Genomic DNA, 23,408 nt, shown 5'->3' with positions numbered 1-23,408 from the left:
TGAGGGCATCAGACCGCACGTTTTCCAAGCGGCACCACCAGCGGTGTGCCCGCCACCGGATCGTCAATAATTATGCAGCGCATGCCGTAGATCCGCTCGATCAGCTCCGGCGTCACAATCTCTTTCGGCGCGCCCTGCGCCACAATCTCACCGTCTCGCAAGGCAATCAGATGCGTAGCGTAGCGGCACGCCTGGTTTAAATCGTGCAGCACCGCTGCCAGGGTATACCCCTGCGAGCGGTTCAGCTCGCTCAGCAGCTCCAGCAGGTCAATCTGATGGCTGATGTCGAGCCAGGTCGTCGGCTCGTCCAGCAGCATGATGGAGGTCTCCTGCGCCAGCACCATCGCGATCCACGCGCGCTGACGCTGGCCGCCGGAAAGGGTATCCACGCTTTGCTGAGCGAGATCGGTAATGCCTGTCGCCCGCATCGCGCGGTTCACCGCCTCGTCATCTTCCTTGCGCCAGCGGGTAAACAGCGGCTGGTGCGGATAGCGTCCGCGTGAGACCAGCTCCTGCACCGTGATGTCCCCCGGCGTGGTGGCGTTTTGCGCCAGCAGCCCGATGCGCCTGGCCACCTCTTTGCTGGCGAAGCGCTGGATCTGCTCCCCGTCGAGGAATACGCTGCCTTCAGCCGGCGTCATCAGGCGGCTCAGGGTGCGCAGCAGGGTCGATTTGCCGCAGCCGTTCGGCCCGATAATTGCCGTGAAGTGGCCGTCCGGAATGGCAACGGATAAGTCACGGGCAATGATTTTTTTGCCGTAGCCAAGAGTGAGGTTTTCGCCGCGCAAGCGGGTGGTTGAATCTGTCATTTCTTGCGAGACTCCTGAACGAGCAAGACGATAAGGTAAATACCGCCGAGGCTGACGGTCACCACGCCCACCGGAAGCTGGTAAGGCATAAACAGCCGCTGGGCGCAGAGATCGGCGGCCAGCAGTAACAGCGCGCCGCACAGCGCCGCCTGAGTTAATCCCCAGCGCGCCGTCCCGCTTAGACGTCGTGCGATATGCGGCGCGACAAGGGCGATAAACGAGATCGGCCCGGCGATGGCGGTGGAGGCGGCGGTCAGCAATACCGCCACCAGCATCAGCATCAGGCGCGAGCGTTCGACGCTCACGCCCAGCGCGCAGGCGCTGTCGTCGCCCATCTCCAGCAGCCGCATGCGTCGCACCAGCAGCAGCGCGCCGATAAACATCAGCACAATCAGCGGCGCGGCGGGCCAGGTTTTGCCCCACGTCAGGCCGTTGAGAGAACCTGCGTACCACAGCCCGGCGGAAAGCGCCGTTTCCAGCGAGGCCTGCAGCAGCAGCCAGGTGTTAAAGGCCATCAGCATCGCACGGATGCCGATACCGATAATGATCAGCCGGAAGGTGTCGATACCGTTGCGCCAGGCCAGCAGCCAGATAACCAGCGACGTCAGAATGCCGCCCGCCATCGCCGTGAAGGTAATGGCCGTCAGGTGCTGGCCGAACAGCACCATCGCCACCAGCACGCCGCTCCAGGCCCCGGTATTGAGGCCCATCACGTCCGGGCTGCCGAGCGGGTTGCGCATCAGCGACTGGAATATCGCGCCGCTGACGCCAAGCGCCGCGCCGACCAGGATTGCCATCGCCACGCGCGGCAGTCGCCACTCGGTGACCACCATGGTGATGTTATGCGGCGCGTTGCCGGTGAGAGCGTGAAAGACCTGCGCGAAATCAAGCGTTACGGCACCGCTTTGCAGGCTCCAGACCGCCAGCAGCAGACTGGCGACGACCAGCAGGGAGACGCAGGCGACTAAACGCCGGGACGGGGCCATCATGCGCCACCTCCGCGTTTACGACGAACCAGGAAAATCAGCACCGGTGCGCCGATAAAGGCGCTGACCACCGAGACGCGCAGTTCACCCGGCACCAGCAGGCGGCCCAGCACGTCGGCAAACAGCAGCAGGGCAGGCGTCGCCAGCAGCGTGACCGGCAGGGACCAGCGGTGATCCGCCCCTACCAGCCAGCGCGCCATGTGCGGCATCATCAGGCCGATAAAGGCGATCGGCCCGACCACGGCGGTCGCGCTTCCGCACAGGACGGTGATGGCCAGCAGGCCAATCAACTGCGTGCGCGCGACGCGGTTGCCGAGCGCGGTGGCGGTGTCGCTGCCGAGGCTCAGGCTGTTGAGCGCGCGGCTTAACGACAGCGCTACGGCGGCGGCAATCATCACCGGGATCGCCACCACTTTCAGCGTTTCAAGAGTGCGGATATCCAGCGAACCGGCCTGCCAGAAGCGCAGCTGGTCGTAAACGTCCGGGTTGAGCAGGGCGATGCCGTTAGATAAGCCTTCCAGCACCGCGGCGAGCGCCACGCCCGCCAGCGTCAGGCGCACCGGGCTCAGCTGTCCGCCGCCCTGGCTGCCGGTAAACGCCACCACCAGCGAGGCGGCCAGCGCGCCGCATAAGGCCATTACCAGCTGCTCAGACGGAGAGGTGAAGCCGAACAGCGCCGCGCCGAGTACGATGGCAAAGCTGGCACCGGAGTTCACGCCGAGAATGCCGGGGTCCGCTAGCGGGTTACGGGTGAGGGTTTGCATCAGGGCACCGGCAAGGCCGAGCGCGCCACCGGCCAGCAGTCCGGCAAGGGTGCGGGGCAAGCGGGCGTCGAGCACAATGACGCAGTCAGCGTTCTGGCAGGTACCGGAGAGCGCATCAACGATAACGGACGCGGGCAGAGGCTTCGCGCCAACCAGCAGGCTGAGTGCAATCGCCAGGCTCAATAGCAGCAATAAAACGGGCACGGCAACGGCGCGCACCGAAGAAGAGGAAAACGACATAGCAACATCCATGATTTGATAATGATAGTGATTATCGTTATCTATCTTATTTGGCTATGTTAGCATGTGCGCCCATGGAATGGGTAGAATTACACTCAAGGCTTTGTCATGAATCAAAAATCCTGGCTGCTCAACCTCAGCCTGCTCAAAACGCACCCGGCGTATCGCGCCGTTTTTATCGCTCGTTTTATCTCTATTTTGTCTCTCGGGCTGCTCGGCGTGGCCGTGCCGGTCCAGATCCAGACTATGACCCACTCCAGCTGGCTGGTGGGGTTATCCGTCACCTTAACCGGCGGGGCGATGTTTATCGGTCTGATGGTCGGCGGCGTGCTGGCGGACCGCTACGAGCGCAAGAAGCTGATCCTGCTGGCGCGCGGTACCTGCGGCGTGGGCTTTATCGGGCTGTGCCTGAACGCGATGCTGCCGGAGCCGTCGCTGATCGCCATTTATGCCCTCGGGCTGTGGGACGGTTTCTTTGCCTCCTTAGGCGTGACGGCGCTGCTGGCGGCGACGCCCGCGCTGGTCGGGCGCGAGAACCTGATGCAGGCGGGGGCGATTACTATGCTCACCGTGCGCCTCGGCTCGGTGATTTCACCGATGGTAGGCGGCCTGCTGCTGGCGACCGGCAACGTGGCGTGGAACTACGGGCTGGCGGCGGCGGGGACCTTTATCACCACGCTGACCCTGCTGCGCCTGCCGCTGCTGCCGCCTCCGCCGCAGCCGCGCGAGCATCCGCTAAAATCGCTGATGGCCGCTATTCGTTTTCTGTTCAGTAACCCGCTGATTGGCGGGATTGCGCTGCTCGGCGGCCTGCTGACGATGGCGAGCGCCGTGCGCGTGCTCTACCCGGCGCTGGCGGGAGAGTGGCAGATGAGCGCGTCGGAGATTGGCATTCTCTACGCCGCCATTCCGCTCGGCGCGGCCTGCGGGGCGCTGACCAGCGGCAACCTGGCGCAGAGAGCGCGTCCGGGGCTGATTATGCTGCTTGCCACGCTGGCCTCGTTTATCGCCATCGGCTTCTTTAGCCTGATGCCGGTGTGGGCGCTGGGCGTGTTGTGTCTGGTGATTTTCGGCTGGCTGAGCGCCATCAGCTCGCTGTTGCAGTACACCCTGATCCAGACCCAGACGCCGGAAGGGATGCTCGGGCGCATCAACGGTCTGTGGACGGCGCAGAACGTCACGGGCGATGCCATCGGCGCGGCGATCCTCGGCGGGCTGGGGGCGATAATGACCCCGGTGGCGTCGGCGAGCAGCAGTGGGTTTGCGTTAGCGATAGTTGGTGGGATTTTGTTAGTGGCGTTGGTGGAATTGCGGCGGTTCAGGCAGGAGAGTGTGTTGAACAACGGTGCGGCCTGATGCCCTCACCCCGACCCTCTCCCACAGGGAGAGGGAGGGAAAATGCCTACTTAAATAACGTATTCAATCTGTCTAACACTAACATCGCGCTGTAATAATCCAGGCGGAACGTCTCCGTTCCCAGCGCCCAGACGCGCTTGTTCTTCACCGACGGCAGATGCGCCAGCAGCGGGTTGGCGTAAATCGCCGCCACGTCTTTCTCGTCACCGGCAAACACAAACAGCCCCTCGCCGTTCAGCCCCGTCGCCAGATTTTCCCCGCCCAGCTGGATAATGTCGTGGCGCTTACCCTGGCTAGTTGAGGTCTGCAATCCGGGAGGCAGCTCCGCCAGCGCAAAGCCCAACTGGTGCAGCAGCTTGCCCTGCGCGGATTCCGCGGTCCACAGGTTGGCGCTGTGCGCGGCGGCGGTGTAGACGATGGCGTTCACCGGCTGCGGCGGCAGCTTCATCTGCTGTTTCACCTGCGCGAGCTGTTTATCAAACGCGGCAATGCGCTCTGCGGCCTGCTTTTCCTGTCCGGTGATGGTGCCCAGCTGGGTCAGCAGCGCCTGCCAGCTCTTGTCGTCGTAGTTGATGATAAGCGTTGGGGCGATGGCGGAGAGCTGATCGTACAGCGCCAGCGCGGAATCCCCGCCGGTGGCGCTGATCAAAATCAGGTCCGGCATCTGGGCGGCAACCGCTTCAGCGCTCGGCTCGCCAATGTACAGTCGCGCAACCTTCCGCTGCTTCGCGATATCACCCCACTGGCGCAGGAAGCCCTGTCCATCCGCCACGCGGTTATTCGGCGTGGTCGCGCCGCTGGCGACGACCGGTGCGTCAATCGCCAGCAGGGAGCCGGTTAAGGTCACGCTGGTGGAGACAATGCGCGTCGGTTTGCTCTCAAGCGCGTGAACGCCGCGGCTGTCGGTTACCTGACGCGGCCAGTCGGCGGCAGCGGCTGAGGCAAGTCCGAAAACAAAAAGTCCAGGTAAAAGCAGGGTATTTCGAAATACGGTGGGGAATTTCACAGCGCGACATCCTGTTTTTGTTGAAGATAATGCTTCTCATTTTCATGGTTGCCGCACCGGGATGCAAGCTTTTGTCGCACAAGTTATTTGCCCGACGGTTGACAGCGAAGCGATGTGGGATTAGGTTAGCCGACGAAAATATAAATGATAATCATTATTGCTTCTTTTATCATTTTGAGGAGGATGATATGGATACGTCCCTGGCTGAGGAAGTTCAGCACACCGCAACCATGCTCGAATCAGACCGCTTTTTCTTTATGTCGCCTTACCGCAGCTTTACCACGTCCGGCTGCTTTGCCCGCTTCAGTGAACCCGCCGTTGGCGGCGACGATCCGGCGGGGCACTTCCAGCAAAAATTAGCCCAGGCCTTCCGGAATGCGAAAGCCAGCGGCATCGCCCATCCGGTGATGGTAGGGGCTATCCCGTTCGATACCCGCAAGCCATCCTCTCTGTTTATTCCACAGCGCTGGCAGACCTTTTCCCGTCCGGCGCGTCAGCAGTCTTCACGCTATTTTTCCGACTCGCAGGCGCTGAAGGTGGAACAACGCACCGAGATCCCGCCGCAGCCCGTGTTCGAAGAGATGGTTGCCCGCGCCGCGTCGCTCACTGCCACGCCGCAGGTGAACAAGGTGGTGCTGTCGCGCCTGATTGATATCACGACCGATAAGCACATTGATAGTGGCGCGCTGATGGAGCGCCTGATCGCCCAGAACCCGGCGAGCTTTAACTTCCACGTGCCGCTGGAAGACGGCGGCGTACTGCTCGGCGCCAGCCCGGAGCTGCTGCTGCGCAAAGAGGGTGGGCACTTTAGCTCGCTGCCGCTGGCAGGCTCCGCACGTCGTCAGCCGGACGACGTGCTTGATCGTGAAGCAGGCAACAAGCTGCTGGCCTCCGAAAAGGACCGTCACGAGCACGACCTGGTGACCCAGGCGATGAAAGCCATTCTGGCACCGCGCAGCCACCATCTCAGCATGCCGGATTCGCCTCAGTTGATTACCACGCCGACGCTGTGGCATCTGGCAACGCCGGTAGAAGGCGAGGCGCGTAAAAATGAAAACGCCCTGACCCTGGCCTGTCTGCTGCACCCGACGCCGGCGCTGAGCGGTTTCCCGCATCAGGTGGCGAAAGACCTGATCGCCGAGCTGGAGCCGTTCGACCGCGAGCTGTTCGGCGGCATCGTCGGCTGGTGCGACAGCGAAGGCAACGGCGAGTGGGTGGTGACCATCCGCTGCGCGCGTCTTCGCGAAAATACCGTTCGCCTGTTTGCCGGTGCGGGCATTGTGCCTGCCTCCTCCCCGGTGGGCGAGTGGCGCGAGACGGGCGTGAAGCTCTCCACCATGCTCAACGTGTTTGGTTTGCACTAAGGAAGACTCATGACCATTCCCTTTACCCGCTGGCCTGAGGCATTTGCCCGCCGCTACCGTGAAAAAGGCTACTGGCAGGATCTGCCGTTGACCCACATCCTGACGGATCGGGCGGACAGCGATGCGATGGCGATTATCGATGGCGATCGCCACATTACCTACCGCGCGCTGAATCAGGCCGTGAACAACCTGGCCTCAGCCCTTCAGGCGCGTGGGCTACAGCGTGGCGAGACGGCGCTGGTGCAGCTTGGCAACGTGGCCGAGTTCTACATGACCTTCTTCGCGCTGCTGCAAATCGGCGTCGCGCCGGTCAACGCGCTCTTTAGCCACCAGCGCAGCGAGCTGAACGCCTACGCGGCGCAGATCAACCCCGCCGTGCTGATCGCCGATCGCGACCATGCGCTGTTTGCGGGCGATGATTTTCTTCATACCTTTGTGGATGAACATCGCTCGGTGCGCGTCGTGCTCCTGCGCGGCGATAAGGGTGAATATGCCCTGGACGCGGTGATTGCGCGCCCGGCGGACAACTTCATCCCTAACCCGACGCCCGCCGACAAAGTGGCATTCTTCCAGCTCTCCGGCGGCAGCACCGGCACGCCGAAGCTGATCCCGCGCACGCACAACGACTATGACTACAGCATTCGCCGCAGCAACGAGATCTGCGGCATTACTGCGCACACCCGCTATCTGAACGCGCTCCCTGCGGCGCATAACTACGCCATGAGTTCGCCGGGATCGCTGGGCGTCTTCACGGCGGGCGGCTGCGTGGTGCTGGCGAACGATCCGAGCGCGACGCTCTGCTTCCCGCTGATCGAACAGCATCAGATTAACGTCACCTCGCTGGTCCCGCCGGCGGTGAGCCTCTGGCTGCAGGCGATTGCCGACGGCGCGGGCAACGCGCAGCTTAACTCCCTGAAGCTGCTGCAGGTGGGCGGCGCACGCCTCTCCGCCACGCTCGCGGCGCGCATTCCGGCAGAAATCGGCTGCCAGCTTCAGCAGGTGTTCGGCATGGCGGAAGGGCTGGTGAACTACACCGCGCTCGACGACGCGCCGGAGCGCATCATCAACACCCAGGGCCGCCCGATGTGTCCGGACGACGAAGTGTGGGTGGCGGACGAGCACGGCAACCCGCTGCCGCGCGGGGAGGTCGGGCGTCTGATGACGCGCGGTCCGTATACCTTCCGCGGCTATTTCAACAGCCCGGAACACAACGCCAGCGCCTTCGACGCCGACGGCTTTTACTGCTCCGGGGATCTGATCGCCATTGACGAGCAGGGCTACATCACCGTGCAGGGACGCGAGAAGGATCAGATCAACCGCGGCGGCGAGAAGATTGCCGCAGAAGAGATCGAAAACCTGCTGCTGCGCCATGAGGCGGTGATCCACGCCGCGCTGGTGAGCATGGAGGACAGCCTGCTGGGCGAAAAAAGCTGCGCGTATCTGGTGGTGAAACAGCCCCTGCGCGCGGTTGAGGTGCGTCGCTTCCTGCGCGAGCAGGGCGTCGCCGAATTCAAGCTGCCGGACCGAGTGGAGAGCGTGGATGCGCTCCCGCTGACGCCTGTCGGCAAAGTCGATAAGAAACAGTTGCGCCTGTGGCTTGCTGAACGCGCCCGGGGCTGAGGAAAAGAGTATGGCCATTCCAAAATTAACCGCTTACGCGCTGCCGACCGCCGCAGAGCTGCCGACCAGCAAGGTGAACTGGACGTTTGAGCCCGAGCGCGCGGCGCTGCTGATCCACGATATGCAGGAGTATTTCCTGAACTTCTGGGGCGAAAACAGCGAGATGATGCAGCAGGTGGTGGCGAACATCGCCAGACTGCGCGCCTGGTGCAAAGAACACAATATCCCGGTGTACTACACCGCTCAGCCGAAAGAGCAGAGCGACGAAGACCGCGCCCTGCTGAACGACATGTGGGGGCCGGGCCTGACCCGCTCGCCGGAGCAGCAGCGCATCGTCGCAGAGCTGACACCGGACGAAGCGGACACGGTGCTGGTGAAGTGGCGCTACAGCGCGTTTCACCGCTCGCCGCTGGAGCAGATGCTGAAAGAGACGGGACGAAACCAGCTGCTGATTACCGGCGTCTACGCCCACATCGGCTGCATGACCACCGCCACCGATGCCTTTATGCGCGACATTAAGCCGTTCTTCATTGCCGACGCGCTGGCGGATTTCACCCGTGACGAGCACCTGATGTCGCTGAACTATGTAGCCGGACGTTCGGGCCGCGTGGTGATGACCGACGAACTGCTGCCGTCCATTCCGGCATCGAAGGCCGCGCTGCGCGAGCTGATCCTGCCGCTGCTGGACGAGTCCGACGAGCCGATGGATGACGAAAACCTGATCGACTACGGCCTGGATTCAGTGCGCATGATGGCGCTGGCCGCCCGCTGGCGCAAAGTGCATGGCGACATTGATTTCGTGATGCTGGCGAAAAATCCGACCCTCGACGCCTGGTGGGCGCTGCTTTCCCGCGAGGTGAAGTGATGGGATGGGATTTCACCGGTAAAACCGTCTGGGTGACGGGCGCGGGGAAGGGGATTGGCTACGCGACCGCACTGGCGTTTGCCGAAGCCGGCGCGCAGGTGACCGGGTTCGATCTGGCGTTTCCGCAGGATGATTACCCGTTCGCCACCGAAACGCTGGACGTGGCGAACGTCGCGCAGGTGCATGAGGTGTGCGGGCGCGTGCTGGCTTCGCTCGAACGGCTGGACGTGCTGGTCAACGCGGCGGGCATTCTGCGCATGGGGGCAACGGACCAGCTCTCGCAGGAGGACTGGCAGCAGACCTTCGCAGTCAACGTCGGCGGCGCGTTCAATCTGTTCCAGCTGACCATGGGGCAGTTTCGCCGTCAGCAGGGCGGGGCGATTGTTACCGTGGCGTCCGACGCGGCACACACGCCGCGCATCGGCATGAGCGCCTATGGCGCATCGAAAGCGGCGCTGAAAAGCCTGGCCCTGACCGTCGGGTTGGAGCTGGCAGGCAGCGGCGTGCGCTGTAATCTGGTGTCGCCGGGCTCAACGGATACCGATATGCAGCGCACCCTGTGGAAAAGCGACGATGCGGAGCAGCAGCGCATTCACGGCTTTGGCGAGCAGTTCAAGCTCGGCATTCCGCTCGGCAAAATCGCCCGTCCGCAGGAGATTGCCAGCACCGTGCTGTTCCTGGCGTCCGATGCCGCCAGCCATATCACCCTGCAGGATATTGTGGTGGACGGCGGCTCCACGCTGGGGGCGTAAGATGATCTGGAAACGTCATATACCGCTCGAGGAGCTGAACGCGACCAGCCTGAACACCCTGGTGGCGCATCTCGGCATTGTCTATACCCGTATCGGCGACGACACGCTGGAAGCGGAGATGCCGGTGGATGCGCGTACCCACCAGCCGTTTGGCCTGCTGCACGGCGGCGCGTCGGCGGCGCTGGCGGAGACGCTGGGCTCAATGGCCGGTTTTCTGATGACCCGCGACGGGCAGAGCGTGGTGGGGACGGAGCTGAACGCCACGCACCATCGCGCGGTCTCCCACGGTAAGGTGCGCGGGGTGTGCCAGCCGCTGCATCTTGGGCGTTCGAGCCAAAGCTGGGAGATCGTGGTCTTCGACGAGCAGGGGCGGCGGTGCTGCACCTGCCGGCTGAGTACGATGGTGTTGGGCTAGCCCAGGCAGATCAAAGTGATCGGCTTAACACTGTGGTGTAAATCTCTGGTTTGACCACGCATTATTGCGTTTCAAAGTTGTTAAATTTTTCCGGTTGTTCTAGAAACAAAATGTAACATCTCACTGTTTCACAACAACGGACAACAACTATGAACAACTCAGGGAAATACCTTACATGGGCAGGGCTCTCCGTTGTGGGAGCCTTTGCCCTGGGCTATATCGCCCTCAACCGGGGGGAGCAGATCAACGCGCTCTGGATCGTTGTCTCCTCCGTCTGCATTTATCTGATCGCGTACCGTTTTTATGGCCGCTATATCGCAAAGAACGTGTTAGGCGTTGATGCGAAGCGCATGACGCCAGCCGTCCGCCACAACGACGGGCTGGACTACGTGCCGACCGACAAGAAAGTGCTGTTCGGTCACCATTTTGCGGCGATTGCCGGGGCAGGCCCGCTGGTGGGTCCGGTGCTGGCGGCGCAAATGGGTTACCTGCCGGGGATGATCTGGATCCTCGCCGGGGTGGTGTTGGCGGGGGCGGTACAGGACTTTATGGTGCTGTTTGTCTCCACCCGCCGCGACGGACGTTCGCTGGGTGAGCTGGTGAAAGAGGAGATGGGGGCCACCGCCGGGGTGATTGCGCTGGTGGCGACCTTTATGATCATGGTGATCATCCTCGCGGTGCTGGCGATGATAGTGGTGAAAGCGCTGACCCACAGCCCGTGGGGAACCTATACCGTAGCCTTTACCATTCCGCTGGCGCTGTTTATGGGGATCTACATTCGCTATCTGCGCCCGGGGCGCATTGGTGAAGTGTCGGTGATTGGTCTGGTATTCCTGGTGTTCGCCATTATCTCCGGCGGCTGGGTGGCGGAAAGCCCGACCTGGGCGCCGTTCTTCGACTTTACCGGCGTACAGCTGACCTGGATGCTGGTGGGCTACGGCTTTGTGGCGGCGGTACTGCCGGTGTGGCTGCTGCTGGCCCCGCGTGACTACCTCTCTACCTTCCTGAAAATCGGCACCATCATTGGGCTGGCGATCGGCATTCTGATTATGCGCCCGACCCTGACCATGCCTGCGTTAACCAAATTTATCGACGGCACCGGCCCGGTCTGGACCGGTAACCTGTTCCCGTTCCTGTTTATTACCATTGCCTGCGGCGCGGTGTCCGGCTTCCACGCGCTGATCGCCTCCGGGACGACGCCGAAGATGCTGGCGAATGAAAATCAGGCCTGCCTGATTGGCTACGGCGGCATGCTGATGGAGTCCTTCGTCGCCATCATGGCGCTGGTCTCGGCCTGTATCATCGACCCGGGCGTGTACTTCGCGATGAACAGCCCGATGGCGGTCCTGGCGCCTGCCGGAACCGTTGACGTGGTGGCCTCCGCCGCGCAGGTAGTGAGCGGCTGGGGCTTTGCGATTACCCCTGATACGTTGACGAGCATCGCCAGTGAAGTGGGCGAGCAGTCGATTATCTCCCGTGCGGGCGGGGCGCCAACGCTGGCGGTCGGCATGGCCTACATCCTGCACGGCGCGCTGGGCGGGCTGATGGACGTCTCCTTCTGGTATCACTTCGCCATTCTGTTCGAGGCGCTGTTTATCCTGACGGCGGTGGATGCGGGAACCCGTGCGGCGCGCTTTATGCTGCAGGACCTGCTGGGGGTGATCTCCCCGAACCTGAAGCGTACCGATTCGCTCCCGGCTAACCTGCTGGCGACGGCGCTGTGCGTGCTGGCGTGGGGCTACTTCCTGCATCAGGGTGTGGTCGATCCGCTGGGCGGGATTAACACCCTGTGGCCGCTGTTCGGTATCGCCAACCAGATGCTGGCAGGTATGGCGCTGATGCTCTGCGCGGTGGTGCTGTTCAAGATGAAGCGCCAGCGTTACGCCTGGGTGGCATTAGTGCCAACCGCATGGCTGCTGATTTGTACCCTGACGGCGGGCTGGCAGAAAGCCTTCAGCCCGGACAACAAAGTGGGCTTCCTGGCGATCGCCAACAAGTTCCAGGCGATGATCGACAGCGGTAAGATCCCGGCGCAGTACACCGAGTCGCAGCTGTCGCAGCTGGTGTTTAACAACCGTCTGGACGCCGGGCTGACCATCTTCTTTATGGTGGTGGTCGTGGTGCTGGCGTTGTATTCTCTCAAGACCGCGCTGGCGGCATTGAAAGTCGACACGCCAACGGCGAAAGAGACGCCGTATGAGCCAATGCCTGAAAACCTGGAAGAGATTGTGACCCAGGCGAAAGGGGCGCACTAACCTTTGTGCCGGGTGGCGGCTTCGCCTTACCCGGCCTATATTCCCTGTGAGATCAGAATCATGTTCGACACCCTTTCCAAAGCCGGTAAGTACCTGGGCCAGGCCGCCAAAATGATGATTGGCGTGCCGGACTACGACAACTACGTCGAGCATATGCGCGTCAACCATCCGGACCAGACGCCAATGACCTACGAAGAATTTTTCCGTGACCGCCAGGACGCCCGCTACGGCGGCAAGGGCGGGGCGAAGTGCTGTTAACCCTCTTTCGGGAGATAGAGGCTGATCTGCTCCTGCTTACAGCCGTAGATCGCCGCCAGCTTTTCGCGGGTGCGTTTTTGCGGACGGGAGTCCAGCGCTTCCAGCTGTGACACGGCGGACTGGCTGATACCGAGTTTCTCCGCCACCTCCTGCTGGGATAACCCACGCAGAATACGCCACGCGGCCTGCAGGCTGACGTTCTGCCAGGTCATGATGCTGCACACTTCTCCGGGCAATTCCACGTCATCCAGACTATCGTGTTCGACCTCAATATCCTCCAGATCGTCATCGGTTTCGTCGTCAATTTCTGACATCTGTAAGAGCATACGAAAATATTCGTGATAGGGAATAACGGCGTACTGCGTTTTCCCGTTATCGTCCTTGATTAGCTGTACAGCCATATGTGGCACTCTCCTCATGCAGGTAAGTCGTTGAAGTTCTGCGCTTGACGGCCAAAACATAACAATGGTCATCGGGATCGTCCCGAAGCGTATAGATGATGCGGTAATCGCCAACGCGTAGCCGGAAATGATCTTCTGTCGCCGATATTTTTTTGATATCGGGCCGGGGAGCCGAGCGGTCATCCAGCTCAGTAAGCTTTACCTCAATGCGCCGCTGATACCGCTCTTCAATCTTTGAAAACGCCTTCTTTGCACCATTGGACCAGACAATCTTCATCCGTACCTCCACTGTACGCCCACACAAAATATAAGGAAATAATAAGACTATTAGATAAATTCCGAATTTCTAATGGGGTACTGTAGAGCGGAGAAAAACCGGGAGAAAGCGGCAAAACGTGAACCGTCGAGGGTGCTCGGGAAGGCCTCTGCCGGACGACAGAGGCTTGCAGGAAATGTGCGATCAGGCGTTCAAACCACCGTCCACATCGAGACCGGTACCGGAGATCTGCCCGGCAGCCGGGCTGGCGAGGAAGGTGACCGCCGCCGCGATGTCTTCCGGCTGGCCGTAGTGACCGACCGCAATCATCTGGCGCTGGGCTTCCGCCTGTTCGCCGTCTTCCGGGTTCATATCGCTGTTGGTGGGGCCGGGGTGCACCAGGTTTACGGTAATGCCGCGCGGTCCTAAATCACGGGCCAGACCGCGGGTGAGGGAGTTAAGAGCGGACTTCGTCATCGAGTAAACGGCAATGCCCGGCATCGCCACGCGGTTTGCCAGACAGCTGCCGATGTTGATGATGCGCCCGCCGTCGGACATGTGCACCAGCGCTTCCTGAATGGCGATCACCACGCCGCGGATGTTGACGTTGATAAGGGCGTCAATATCTGCCAGCGTCATGGACTCCAGCGGGCCGCCGCGCGCGATCCCGGCATTGTTGACCAGAATGTCCAGCCCGCCAAGGGAACGTGCCGCATGGGTGACGGCATCCTGAATCGCCTGCGCGCTGGCGCTGTCCGCCTGCACGGCTTCGCTGTGTCGTCCCAGCGCCTTAATCTCATCGGCGACCGCCTGGGCTTTATCGGCAGATTTTTCATACGTAATAATCACATCCGCACCGGCGCGCGCCAGCGAGAGTGCAATAGCCCGACCCAACCCGCGGCTGGCACCGGTAACCAGCGCCTTTTTACCTGTCAAATCGATCTGCATGATGACCTCGTTGCAAGAGTAGAAAGAATCATCATTAGGTATAGCCTGTCGGCGCGATTAACGGCTGAAGGATTCCACTTTCTCAAACGCGGCGCGCAGAACGTCAGGCGTTAACGCAACCGGTAGATAGTGAATCGACTCCACCGGGCGCAGGGTGTGGGCAATGACCTTATCCAGCGCTTCCCGGTTATTGATGTCGACGTCCAGCTCGCGAAGCGTGGTCGGCAGGTTAAAGCGCTGGTACGCCGTTACCAACTGCGCCAGCACGTCGTCCTGGCCGAGCAGGGCGCTCTGCACCAGAATGCCGTAGGCCACCTTGGTACCGTGGAGGTATTTTTCCGTCTGCGGCAGCACGGTTAAACCATTGTGCACCGCATGCGCCGCCGCCACGCGGGTATAGCGTTCGCCCAACCCGCCGACCATCCCGCCGCCGGCGATAATCGCATCCACCACGTCCCGAAACGCCTGCGTCTGTTCGCCGCGCTGCTGGTCGGCCAGCGCTTCCTCACTGTGCTCCAGCAGCACATCGCGGATCGCCAGCGCGCCGTTGATGCCCAGCCGCACGGTCAGCGGCAGGTTCTCCGGCTCAGGTGCCAACACAACCGCTTCGTACCACTTTGCCAGCGTATCGCCGATACCCGCCAGCAGGTATTCCGCCGGGGCGTTAAGGACGATCTGCGGCTCCACCAGCACCAGGTAGTTGGCGTCGTCGAAGATCTCAAAATGCAGCGCCTGACCTGCATCGTTGTACCAGACGGAGAGCGGGGTCCACGCCGCGCAGGTGGCGGCAATGGTGGGGATGCCCACGAACGGCACGCCCAGACGACGCGCCACGGCCTTGACGGTATCCAGTACCGCACCGCCGCCCACGCCAATCACCACGCTGGCGTCACTGCCGGATTCGTTCACCAGATGGGTGACGTCGCGCTCGCTGCAGTGACCTTTAAACATCAGGTGTTTCGCCCCCGGCGCGTGAAAGCTCTCCGGCAGGAAAGGGCGCGCGCCGTCGATAGCGCGCTCGCCGTAGATCCACACCGCGCGGGAAAGCTGTTCCGGGGTAAAGAAGTCATTCAGATGCGCAAGGCTTCCGGGGTGGGAGAAGTAGTTCGCCGGGCCAGGCACGACGCGGATATCGGTGTTGCTCATGGTGTTGTCCTTTTTTAGCAAGCGCTAACCCGATGTTATGTCTGGACATCCGGATGGCTAATAATATTTCGCTTTAACTTATGCCTTTTCCTTCGTTGTCAGTCAACCGGAGCTGTGAAAAATTCGATAAATCAGAAGAGTAATGAAGGATTTACGCGGATGGTTTCCAGTCGCCTTGAAATGCGCGGTATCAGCCTGGCCTTTTCCGGCTTTCAGGCGCTGTCGCGCGTGAACTTCACCTTAACCGGCGGATCGGTACATGCGCTGACCGGCGCCAACGGCGCGGGGAAATCGACGCTGATGGCGGTGCTGTGCGGGACGCACGACCACTATGAGGGTGAGATCAGCATTAACAACCAGTCGGTGACGATCCGCGAACCGCTCGACGCCAAACGGCTGGGCATCCACCTTGTGCAGCAGGAGGTGGACGTGGCGCTGATCCCGGGGTTAAGCATCGCCGAGAACATCATGCTCGACCAGCTGGCGCAGCCGGGGCATCGCTTCAGCTGGGGCGCGGTCCGCCAGCAGGCGAGACAGGCGCTGGCGCAGCTGGACGTTTCTCTGGACGTACGCCGTTCCATCGACAGCTGCACGCTTGCCGAAAAGCAGCAGATTTTGCTGGCGCGCGCCCTGTCCCATCACTGCCGTTTTTTGATTCTTGATGAGCCCACCGCGCCGCTGGACGCGCACGAGAGCGAGCGCCTGTTTGGCGTGGTGAGACGGTTAAAGCAGCAGGGCATCGGCGTGGTGTTTATCTCCCACCGCATTCACGAGCTGAAGGCCATCTGCGACACCTTAACGGTGCTGCGCGACGGCAAGCTGATCGAGTCCGGCCCGATGGCCGATCTTAGCGGCGAAGAGATTGTTGAGAAGATGCTCGGCCACGTGCTGAGCGATATCTACCCGCCCGCTCGGCCGCCGCACGGCGACGAAACGCTGCTGCGGGTGGAAGGTCTGCATGACGACGCGCTGCTGAAAGATATCTCCCTGCACCTGCGCAAAGGCGAAATTCTCGGGATTGCCGGGCTGGCGGGGGCGGGGAAAACCGAACTCTGCAAGGCGCTGTTTGGCGCCAGCAAAAGCCGCGTGTCGCGCGGTGAGTTGAATCAACAGCCCTGGCAGCCGCGCGACCCGGCCGACTCGGTGCTGCGCGGCCTGGCGCTGGTGCCGGAAGAGCGGCGCAAAGAGGGCATTTTTATCGACGAGCCGGTGAGCATGAACCTTGCCGTGTGCGCCGATAACAGCTTCTCGCGCTGGAGCCTGTTTGGCCATCGTCAGGCGTGGCGCTGGGCGGAGGAGGTGATTGCCCGCGTCGGCGTGCGCGCCCGCGGTCCCGGGCAGGTTTTGCGACGTCTCTCCGGCGGCAACCAGCAGAAGGTCGCCATCGGCAAGTGGCTGCGCAATGATGCGAGCGTGCTGATCTTCGACGAGCCAACCAAAGGCGTGGACGTGAAGGCCAAAACCGATCTGTTCCAGCTGATTGACGGCCTGGCGCGCGAGGGCAAAGGGGTCATTTACGCCTCGGGCGAGTTTGCCGAGCTGGTCGGGCTGTGCGACCGCATCTGCGTGCTGTGGGACGGGCGCATCGTGGCGGAAATCGCCGGAGCCGAGGCCCGTGAAGAGACACTACTTTATTATTCAACCGGAGGAACGGCGTCGTGAGCAAGGCCCTTTCAGTAAACGCGACGGCGTCTGGCCGTCAGCAGATTTTCGATTTTCTCTACAAGTGGGGCATGCTGTTAACCGTCGTCGCGCTGGTGGCCGTCTTTGGCCTGGCGTCGGACAGCTTCCTCGATCCGAACAACATCATCAATATTCTGCGCTCAATCGCCATCGTGACGGTGATTGCCGTTGGCGTGTCGATATCATTGACCATTGGCGGGTTCGATCTCTCCGTGGGATCGACCGCCTCACTGGCGAATGCGCTGGTGATTTCCCTGTTCGTCTGGCACGGCTTTGGTACCACCGAGTCGATTCTGATCACCCTCGCGCTCTGCACGCTGGTGGGGCTGTTTAACGCCTTTCTTATCGTCATCCTGCGCATTCCGGACATGCTCGCGACGCTGGCCAGCCTGTTTGTGATCCAGGGCGTGGCGATGACCTACAGCTACGGCGGGTCGATTACCGAGAACATGGTGCTGCCGAGCGGTGACATGGCGGAAGGCACCATTCCGGCGGCGTTCAGCCTGCTGGGGCAGGTGCCGACGATTGTGATCATCATGCTGGTGGTGACGGTTCTGGCGCAGCTGGGGCTGTCGCTCACCACTCACGGTCGTCGGATGTACGCCATTGGCGGCAACCCGGAAGCCGCGCGTCTCTCCGGTATTCGCACCACCCGCTACAAGGTGGCGGCCTACGTGATTGCCTCCCTGCTTGCGGGCCTGGGCGGGATTTTGCTGGCCTCGCGCATCGGCTCGTCGCAGGTAAACGCGGGCGGCGGTTACCTGATGGATGCGGTGGCGGCGGCGTGGATTGGCTTCTCGCTGGCCGGGTCCGGCAAGCCGAATGCGCTGGGGACGCTGGTCGGGGCGGTTATTCTCGGCGTGCTGTCGAACGGGCTGGTGATGCTCTCCGTGCCGTATTACGCCATGGACATTATAAAAGGGCTGGTGCTCGCGGTAGCGCTGGCGATTACGTACATACAAAAACGCTGACAACACAACGGGATAAAAAATGAAAAAGATTGCACTCTCTTTGGTGGCATTAGGGTTATTCACCGCTCTGCCTGGCTTCGCGGCCACACCCGCCCCGCTTCCGGCGGCCATTGCCAGCCATGACGGCCCGATCCGCATCGCGGTGATCCGTAACCTTGGCTCAGACGACAACACCACGCAGTTTATTGCCGGGGCCATTCAGGAAGGGAAGAAGCTTGGCTTTAAGGTCAGCACCTTTTTAAGCAACGGGGACGATGCCAAATTCCAGGACTTTGTGAACCAGGCCATCAGCCAGAAATATGACGGGATTATCCTGTCTCAGGGGCGCGATCCGTACTCCACCGCGCTGGTGAAGAAGGCGGTGGACGCCGGAATTAAGGTCGCCGTCTTTGATACCGCCGTCAACGGCGAGATCCCGGGCGTGACCGTTACCCAGCAGGATGATGCCTCCCTGACTAACCTCTCCTTCGGCCAGCTGGCGAAAGATTTCAACGGCAAGGCCAATATCGTCAAGCTGTGGGTAGCGGGCTTCCCGCCGATGGAGCGTCGTCAGGCGGCCTATAAAGAGCTGCAAAAGCAGTATCCGGACATCAAAGAGCTGGAGTCCATCGGCGCGGTCTCCTCTGACGTGCAGGGCGACACCGCTAACAAAGTGGGCGCGATCCTGGCGAAGTACCCGAAAGGTAAAATCGACGCCATCTGGGGAACCTGGGACGCCTTCAGCCAGGGCGCGTACAAAGCGCTGAAAGAGAACGGCCGTACCGAGATCAAACTCTACAGCATCGACATCTCCAACCAGGATCTGCAGCTGATGCGCGAGCCGGGCAGCCCATGGAAGGTGAGCGTGGCGGTGGATCCGAAGCTGATTGGCGCGACCAACGTGCGTCTGGTGGCGAACAAGATTGCCGGGGAAGCCACGCCTGCGACCTACGATTTTAAGGCGGCCGCTATTCCACAGGCGCTGCTGACCGCCCAGCCGGGCGCGGTGAACGTGGCGTCGCTGGGGAAAATCATTCCGGGCTGGGGCCAGACGGAAGATTTTATCGCGCCGTGGTTTGCGACGCTGGAAGCGAAGAATAAATAAAACCAAGCCGGGTGGCGTCAGGTGCGGCCTGATGCCCTCACCCCGGCCCTCTCCCACGGGGAGAGGGGGAATACCAACAGGAGCTAACGGTGAGTCATTTACCCCCTCCCGAATACAGCCGCAATATGCGGCTGATTGGCCATAGCGACCAGGGCGGTCGCCCGGACGGCGTGCAGCTGATGGTGCACAGCGGTTTCGCCTATATCGGCCATATGGTGTCGCAGGGCTTTTCGATTGTCGACGTGCGCGACCCGAAAAACCCGAAAGCGGTGGGCTACGTGCCCGCGCCGCCCGGCACCTGGAACGTGCACCTGCAGGCGCATGACGACCTGCTGCTGGTGATTAACGCCCGGGATCTGTTTGCCGATGCCCGCTTTGCCGACGAGAAGGTCTACTACACCCGTCAGGTGGGGGAGACCGTCCGCGACGTGCAGGACAAAGGCTGGAGCGCCGGGCTGCGCGTGTTTGATATCTCCACGCCGGACAGGCCGCGCGAAATCGGCTTTCTGTCGCTGAACGGGATTGGCATCCACCGCATCTGGTACGTCGGCGGCCGCTGGGCGTACGTATCGGCGCTGATCGACGGCTTTACCGACTATATCTTCCTGACCATCGATCTTGCGGACCCGCGTAAGCCCGAAGTGGCAGGGCGCTGGTGGCTGCCGGGAATGAACCAGGCCGAAGGTGAACAGCCGAACTGGCCGGAAGGGAAACGCTACGCGCTCCACCATGCGATTATTGCCGGCGATACCGCGTACGGCAGCTGGCGCGACGGCGGCCTGACGCTGCTGGACGTGAAGGATCGTACCCGTCCTAAGCTCATTAGCCACCGTAACTGGAGTCCGCCGTTTGGCGGCGGGACGCACACCGCGCTGCCGCTGCCGGACCGCGATCTGCTGGTGGTGCTGGATGAAGCGGTGCTCGACAACCAGGAGGACGGGGAGAAGCTGATCTGGCTGTTTGATATCCGCGAGCCGTCGAATCCGGTCAGCATCTCTACCTTCCCACAGCCGGATGAAATCGATTATGTGGCTAAAGGGGCGCATTTCGGCCCGCACAACCTGCACGAGAACAGGCCGGGGAGCTTCGTCAGCTCGACGCTGATTTTTGCGACGTATCAGAACGCGGGCGTGCGCGCGTATGACATCTCCAATCCGTATCGTCCGGTTGAAACGGGTGCGCTGGTGCCTGCCGCGCCGGCGAAAATGATGGATACCCGCCCGAATCGCCCGCAGGTGATCCAGTCGTGTGACGTGTTTGTGGATGCGCAGGGAATTATTTACAGCACGGACTATAACGGCGGGCTGTCGGTGATTGAGTATTTGGGGTGAGTGCGGTTTGATGCCCTCACCCCGGCCCTCTCCCACAGGGAGAGGGAGAAAATCAGCTGTACTGCCGTACCCGCGCCACCAGATCTTCCGCGCTGTCGATACGGTCGGCAATAACAATCAGCGCCTTGCCGAGCGTTATCGCGTGGCGAAGGCATTCGTGGCGCATCGCCTCGTCCTGAATGGTGTCGATATCCGCGACGTGGGAAAGCCCGACGCTGCGGCGAATGAGTTCGGTGCCGCAGAAGCCGATGGCATCATGCCAGACCTTTTTCAGGAAGGCGGAGGCATAGCCCGGCGCGCTGAGCGCGGCGTCGCGTGTTTTCTCGTGTGCCAGCGCCTGGAAGCGCTCCGCGAAGGTGTTCCACAGTTCCTGAATATCGGTCAGTCGCTGTTCGCGGGCGGCGGCGGCATCGCGAATGCCCAGATGTCCCGGCAGGCCGCAGAAGTTCAGCAGCAGGTTGCCGATAGCGGTGCCGACGTCAAAGCCCATCGGGCCGAAATAGCCGAACTCGGCGTCGATGGCCTTCAGGCTGCCGTCGGCCACAAAAATCGAGCCGCTGTGAATGTCTCCGTGCAGCAGGGCTTCAGCCTGAGAAAAGAAACGGTGCTTCAGGGAGGCCACGGCAATTTTCAGCTGGGCGTCGTCGCGCAGGGCGGCGACGTCATTTTCCAGCTCGGCCGGGTAGCTGTTGCGTTCGTGGATCTGGTACGGATCGTTGAAGAACAAATCTTCGGTGATCTCGCACATCGCCGGGTTGATGAATTTTGCCACCTGCGCTTTTTTCTCGTGCGGGTGCAGGTAGAAATCGCTGGTGTGGAACAGCGCGTGCGCGAGGTATTCACCCAGCTGACGCGCCGCCTGAGGGTAGTAGATGTTGCCGATCAGCTCGCCGCGCCAGATGCGATGGCTGGAGAGATCTTCCATCACCATCACCGCCAGTTCCGGGTCGAAGTGATGAATTTTCACCGTGTGCTGCGGGCTGTGCCGGTAGTGCTCGACCAGGGTTTGCGCCTCCAGACGGGCGCGGTCCAGCGTCAGCGGCCAGGACTCGCCGACGCAGCGCACGTAGGGCAGCGCCTGCTTAACGATGATGCGGCTCACGCCCGCGCTGTCGAAGATTTTGAACACCAGATTGAGGTTGCCGTCGCCTACCTCCTGCGCCTCCACCAGCGATGAAGGATCGTCAAGGCCGCCAAACTGCCTGGCATATTCCACGGCGTCCTGAGCGGTAAAGGTACGGTATTGCGACATGGCCTGCTCCTCACGGGTTTGCTAATAAAGACGTGTAGACGTCTATACATCCGGACTTCATCCTGACACAATGTGCTACAACAACGCAACAGGGAATTAACGACATGCAGACATTACAGACGACCAGCCTGCGGGTAGCGGATAATCAGCTCTTTATTCTCGACCAGCAGGCCCTTCCGCAGGAGAAACGCTGGCTGGATGCCTCAACGGTAGAGACGCTGGTGGAGCATATTCACGCCCTGCGGGTGCGCGGCGCGCCGCTGATCGGTCTCTCTGCAAGTCTGCTGCTGGCGCTGCTGGCGGAAAACGGCAAAAGCCGCGACGAGCTGGCGGTTGCGCTGGAAATCCTGCGCGCATCCCGCCCGACGGCGGTGAACCTGATGAACAACCTTGACCGCATGAAGATTGCGCTGTGGCAGGAAGAGTATGTTCCGGCGCTGGTCGCGGAGGCGCTGCGCCTGATCGACGAAGACAAACGGCTCTGTGACGCCATTGCGCAAGCGGGCAGCGCGCTGGTGAAGCCCGGCAGCCGCCTGCTGACCCACTGCAACACCGGCGGGCTGGCAACGGCGGGCGTCGGCACGGCGCTGGGCGTGATTGCTCGCGCGCATCAGGAGGGCAAGGTCAGCAACGTCTGGGTGGATGAAACCCGTCCGCTGCTGCAGGGGGGAAGATTAACCGCCTGGGAACTTGGCGAGCTGGGCGTGCCGTATCAGCTGATTACCGATTCCATGGCCGCCAGCCTGATGGCGAAAGGGCTGGTGGATGCCGTGTGGGTGGGCGCAGACCGCATTGCGGCTAACGGCGACGTGGCGAATAAGATCGGCACCTATTCTCTGGCGGTGCTGGCGAAATTCCACGGCATTCCGTTCTATGTGGCCGCGCCGCAAACGACCCTCGATCCGGACTGCCCGAACGGTGATGCGATCCCGATTGAGCAGCGCGCCGCCAGCGAGGTGACGGGCGTCGCCGGAAGCTTTGGCGCGGTGCAGTGGGCGCCGGAAAACGCGCAGGTCTACAACCCGGCGTTTGACGTTACGCCAGCCTCGCTGATTAGCGGCTGGGTGCTGGATACGGGCGTGGTCACGCCGGACGCGGTGGCAAACGGGAAATTCGCCTGAGTCGGGCTATTCTTTAAGGGGGTTCCCTGAGAGGACAATATCGTGACGCTCGATCCTGAAACAGACTTAAAACTGGAGCGCGTGGTGGATGCCCCGCGCGACCTGCTGTGGCTTTGCTGGACTACGCCCGAACACATCAAAAACTTCTTCATTCCTGCTCCCCATAAGGTGACCGAATGCGACCTCGATCTGCGGGTGGGCGGACGGTTCAACACCGTGTTTGAGGTGGACGGGCAGCGGATGGATAACCGGGGTGTCTTCCTGGAAATCGATCCGGGGAAAAAGCTGGTCTTTACCGACGGCTATACCGAAGGCTGGAAACCGGCCGAGAAGCCGTTTATGACGGCGATCCTGCTGCTGGAAGAGGTGGGCGAGGGCAAAACCCGCTATACGGCGATTGCGCGTCACCCCACGAAGGAAATCCGCGAGCAGCACGAGCAGATGGGCTTCCACGAAGGGTGGGGGATTGTGCTGGATCAGCTGGTGGAGTATGTGAAGGGACTGGAGCGTTGAAGCTCGAGCGGC

23 protein-coding genes are annotated in these 23,408 nt (G+C 61.6%); 14 read left to right on the top strand and 9 right to left on the bottom strand.

Features of this window, described 5'->3' with window-relative positions:
* Nucleotides 1-8 precede the first annotated feature (8 nt).
* The 3 genes from fepC to fepD are packed head-to-tail and all read right to left on the bottom strand — an operon-like array spanning nucleotide 9 to nucleotide 2,799.
* Nucleotides 9-809, bottom strand: coding sequence for an iron-enterobactin ABC transporter ATP-binding protein (fepC, locus tag ACDO57_RS12090; RefSeq protein ID WP_370884013.1), 801 nt, complete (start codon nucleotides 807-809; stop codon nucleotides 9-11).
* Nucleotides 806-1,795, bottom strand: a complete 990-nt coding sequence (gene fepG, locus ACDO57_RS12085) for an iron-enterobactin ABC transporter permease (RefSeq protein WP_370884130.1) — start codon at nucleotides 1,793-1,795, stop codon at nucleotides 806-808. Before fepG ends, fepC begins: the two co-directional genes overlap by 4 nt.
* On the bottom strand, nucleotides 1,795-2,799 hold the full coding sequence (gene fepD / locus ACDO57_RS12080) for a Fe(3+)-siderophore ABC transporter permease (protein WP_290094580.1): 1,005 nt from the start codon (nucleotides 2,797-2,799) through the stop codon (nucleotides 1,795-1,797). Before fepD ends, fepG begins: the two co-directional genes overlap by 1 nt.
* Nucleotides 2,800-2,907: 108 nt before the next feature.
* On the opposite strand from fepD, the gene entS reads away from it, so the two are divergent.
* Nucleotides 2,908-4,155 (top strand): enterobactin transporter EntS, encoded by a 1,248-nt coding sequence (entS, locus tag ACDO57_RS12075; RefSeq protein ID WP_370884012.1) that lies wholly within the window; start codon nucleotides 2,908-2,910, stop codon nucleotides 4,153-4,155.
* A gap of 46 nt (nucleotides 4,156-4,201) precedes the next feature.
* Here the strand turns inward: entS and fepB are convergent, their stop codons facing one another.
* Entirely contained in the window at nucleotides 4,202-5,161 is a 960-nt protein-coding gene (gene fepB, locus ACDO57_RS12070; protein ID WP_370884011.1) for a Fe2+-enterobactin ABC transporter substrate-binding protein, read from the bottom strand.
* A gap of 188 nt (nucleotides 5,162-5,349) precedes the next feature.
* Here fepB and entC point away from each other — a divergent pair, with 188 nt between their 5' ends.
* The 7 genes from entC to ACDO57_RS12035 all read left to right on the top strand — a co-directional run bounded on the left by entC (nucleotide 5,350) and on the right by ACDO57_RS12035 (nucleotide 12,690).
* Complete coding sequence (gene entC, locus ACDO57_RS12065; protein ID WP_370884010.1) at nucleotides 5,350-6,525, top strand: isochorismate synthase EntC; 1,176 nt, start codon at nucleotides 5,350-5,352, stop codon at nucleotides 6,523-6,525.
* Between the two features lie 9 nt (nucleotides 6,526-6,534).
* Nucleotides 6,535-8,145 (top strand): (2,3-dihydroxybenzoyl)adenylate synthase EntE, encoded by a 1,611-nt coding sequence (entE, locus tag ACDO57_RS12060; protein WP_370884009.1) that lies wholly within the window; start codon nucleotides 6,535-6,537, stop codon nucleotides 8,143-8,145.
* Between the two features lie 10 nt (nucleotides 8,146-8,155).
* Nucleotides 8,156-9,010 (top strand): isochorismatase family protein, encoded by an 855-nt coding sequence (locus tag ACDO57_RS12055; protein WP_370884008.1) that lies wholly within the window; start codon nucleotides 8,156-8,158, stop codon nucleotides 9,008-9,010.
* Nucleotides 9,010-9,762 carry a 2,3-dihydro-2,3-dihydroxybenzoate dehydrogenase EntA gene (entA, locus tag ACDO57_RS12050; protein WP_157188757.1) on the top strand — a complete coding sequence of 251 codons (753 nt, stop codon included), beginning with the start codon at nucleotides 9,010-9,012 and terminating at the stop codon, nucleotides 9,760-9,762. The genes ACDO57_RS12055 and entA overlap by 1 nt, the downstream gene beginning before the upstream one ends.
* Nucleotide 9,763: 1 nt before the next feature.
* Entirely contained in the window at nucleotides 9,764-10,177 is a 414-nt protein-coding gene (gene entH, locus ACDO57_RS12045) for a proofreading thioesterase EntH (protein ID WP_048993150.1), read from the top strand.
* A gap of 149 nt (nucleotides 10,178-10,326) precedes the next feature.
* On the top strand, nucleotides 10,327-12,432 hold the full coding sequence (cstA, locus tag ACDO57_RS12040; RefSeq protein WP_370884007.1) for a pyruvate/proton symporter CstA: 2,106 nt from the start codon (nucleotides 10,327-10,329) through the stop codon (nucleotides 12,430-12,432).
* 60 nt (nucleotides 12,433-12,492) lie between these two features.
* The gene (locus tag ACDO57_RS12035; RefSeq protein WP_006809671.1) at nucleotides 12,493-12,690 is read left to right on the top strand and encodes a YbdD/YjiX family protein; all 198 of its coding nucleotides are present in this window, start codon (nucleotides 12,493-12,495) and stop codon (nucleotides 12,688-12,690) included.
* Here ACDO57_RS12035 and ACDO57_RS12030 read toward each other — a convergent pair.
* From ACDO57_RS12030 to ACDO57_RS12015, 4 genes are all read right to left on the bottom strand, one after another.
* Nucleotides 12,687-13,091 (bottom strand): helix-turn-helix domain-containing protein, encoded by a 405-nt coding sequence (locus tag ACDO57_RS12030; RefSeq protein WP_045909615.1) that lies wholly within the window; start codon nucleotides 13,089-13,091, stop codon nucleotides 12,687-12,689. The two genes, ACDO57_RS12035 and ACDO57_RS12030, sit on opposite strands and share 4 nt — an antisense overlap.
* Nucleotides 13,063-13,368: a type II toxin-antitoxin system RelE/ParE family toxin gene (locus tag ACDO57_RS12025; protein ID WP_032649596.1), complete on the bottom strand. Its 306-nt coding sequence runs from the start codon at nucleotides 13,366-13,368 to the stop codon at nucleotides 13,063-13,065. Before ACDO57_RS12025 ends, ACDO57_RS12030 begins: the two co-directional genes overlap by 29 nt.
* A gap of 183 nt (nucleotides 13,369-13,551) precedes the next feature.
* Nucleotides 13,552-14,295, bottom strand: a complete 744-nt coding sequence (locus ACDO57_RS12020; RefSeq protein WP_024906989.1) for an SDR family NAD(P)-dependent oxidoreductase — start codon at nucleotides 14,293-14,295, stop codon at nucleotides 13,552-13,554.
* A 57-nt stretch (nucleotides 14,296-14,352) separates the two neighbouring features.
* On the bottom strand, nucleotides 14,353-15,441 hold the full coding sequence (locus ACDO57_RS12015) for an oxidoreductase (RefSeq protein ID WP_370884006.1): 1,089 nt from the start codon (nucleotides 15,439-15,441) through the stop codon (nucleotides 14,353-14,355).
* 159 nt (nucleotides 15,442-15,600) lie between these two features.
* On the opposite strand from ACDO57_RS12015, the gene ACDO57_RS12010 reads away from it, so the two are divergent.
* The 4 genes from ACDO57_RS12010 to ACDO57_RS11995 all read left to right on the top strand — a co-directional run bounded on the left by ACDO57_RS12010 (nucleotide 15,601) and on the right by ACDO57_RS11995 (nucleotide 20,510).
* Nucleotides 15,601-17,103 carry a sugar ABC transporter ATP-binding protein gene (locus ACDO57_RS12010; protein ID WP_157188760.1) on the top strand — a complete coding sequence of 501 codons (1,503 nt, stop codon included), beginning with the start codon at nucleotides 15,601-15,603 and terminating at the stop codon, nucleotides 17,101-17,103.
* On the top strand, nucleotides 17,100-18,095 hold the full coding sequence (locus ACDO57_RS12005; protein WP_024906992.1) for an ABC transporter permease: 996 nt from the start codon (nucleotides 17,100-17,102) through the stop codon (nucleotides 18,093-18,095). Before ACDO57_RS12010 ends, ACDO57_RS12005 begins: the two co-directional genes overlap by 4 nt.
* A gap of 19 nt (nucleotides 18,096-18,114) precedes the next feature.
* Nucleotides 18,115-19,179, top strand: a complete 1,065-nt coding sequence (locus ACDO57_RS12000) for a sugar ABC transporter substrate-binding protein (protein WP_090417834.1) — start codon at nucleotides 18,115-18,117, stop codon at nucleotides 19,177-19,179.
* 89 nt (nucleotides 19,180-19,268) lie between these two features.
* On the top strand, nucleotides 19,269-20,510 hold the full coding sequence (locus ACDO57_RS11995; RefSeq protein WP_370884005.1) for an LVIVD repeat-containing protein: 1,242 nt from the start codon (nucleotides 19,269-19,271) through the stop codon (nucleotides 20,508-20,510).
* A gap of 52 nt (nucleotides 20,511-20,562) precedes the next feature.
* Here ACDO57_RS11995 and mtnK read toward each other — a convergent pair whose 3' ends face one another.
* Entirely contained in the window at nucleotides 20,563-21,762 is a 1,200-nt protein-coding gene (gene mtnK / locus ACDO57_RS11990; protein WP_090417831.1) for an S-methyl-5-thioribose kinase, read from the bottom strand.
* A 104-nt stretch (nucleotides 21,763-21,866) separates the two neighbouring features.
* Here mtnK and mtnA point away from each other — a divergent pair, with 104 nt between their 5' ends.
* Nucleotides 21,867-22,883 (top strand): S-methyl-5-thioribose-1-phosphate isomerase, encoded by a 1,017-nt coding sequence (gene mtnA / locus ACDO57_RS11985; RefSeq protein WP_370884004.1) that lies wholly within the window; start codon nucleotides 21,867-21,869, stop codon nucleotides 22,881-22,883.
* A 42-nt stretch (nucleotides 22,884-22,925) separates the two neighbouring features.
* The gene (locus tag ACDO57_RS11980) at nucleotides 22,926-23,396 is read left to right on the top strand and encodes an SRPBCC family protein (protein ID WP_370884003.1); all 471 of its coding nucleotides are present in this window, start codon (nucleotides 22,926-22,928) and stop codon (nucleotides 23,394-23,396) included.
* Nucleotides 23,397-23,408: the final 12 nt, after the last annotated feature.

Origin of the sequence: Enterobacter cloacae complex sp. 2015409 (assembly GCF_041365315.1) — a bacterium.
GTDB lineage: Bacteria > Pseudomonadota > Gammaproteobacteria > Enterobacterales > Enterobacteriaceae > Enterobacter > Enterobacter pseudoroggenkampii.
The sequence above is the reverse complement of the archived record's forward strand: the minus strand, read 5'-3'. Positions and strand labels throughout refer to the sequence as shown.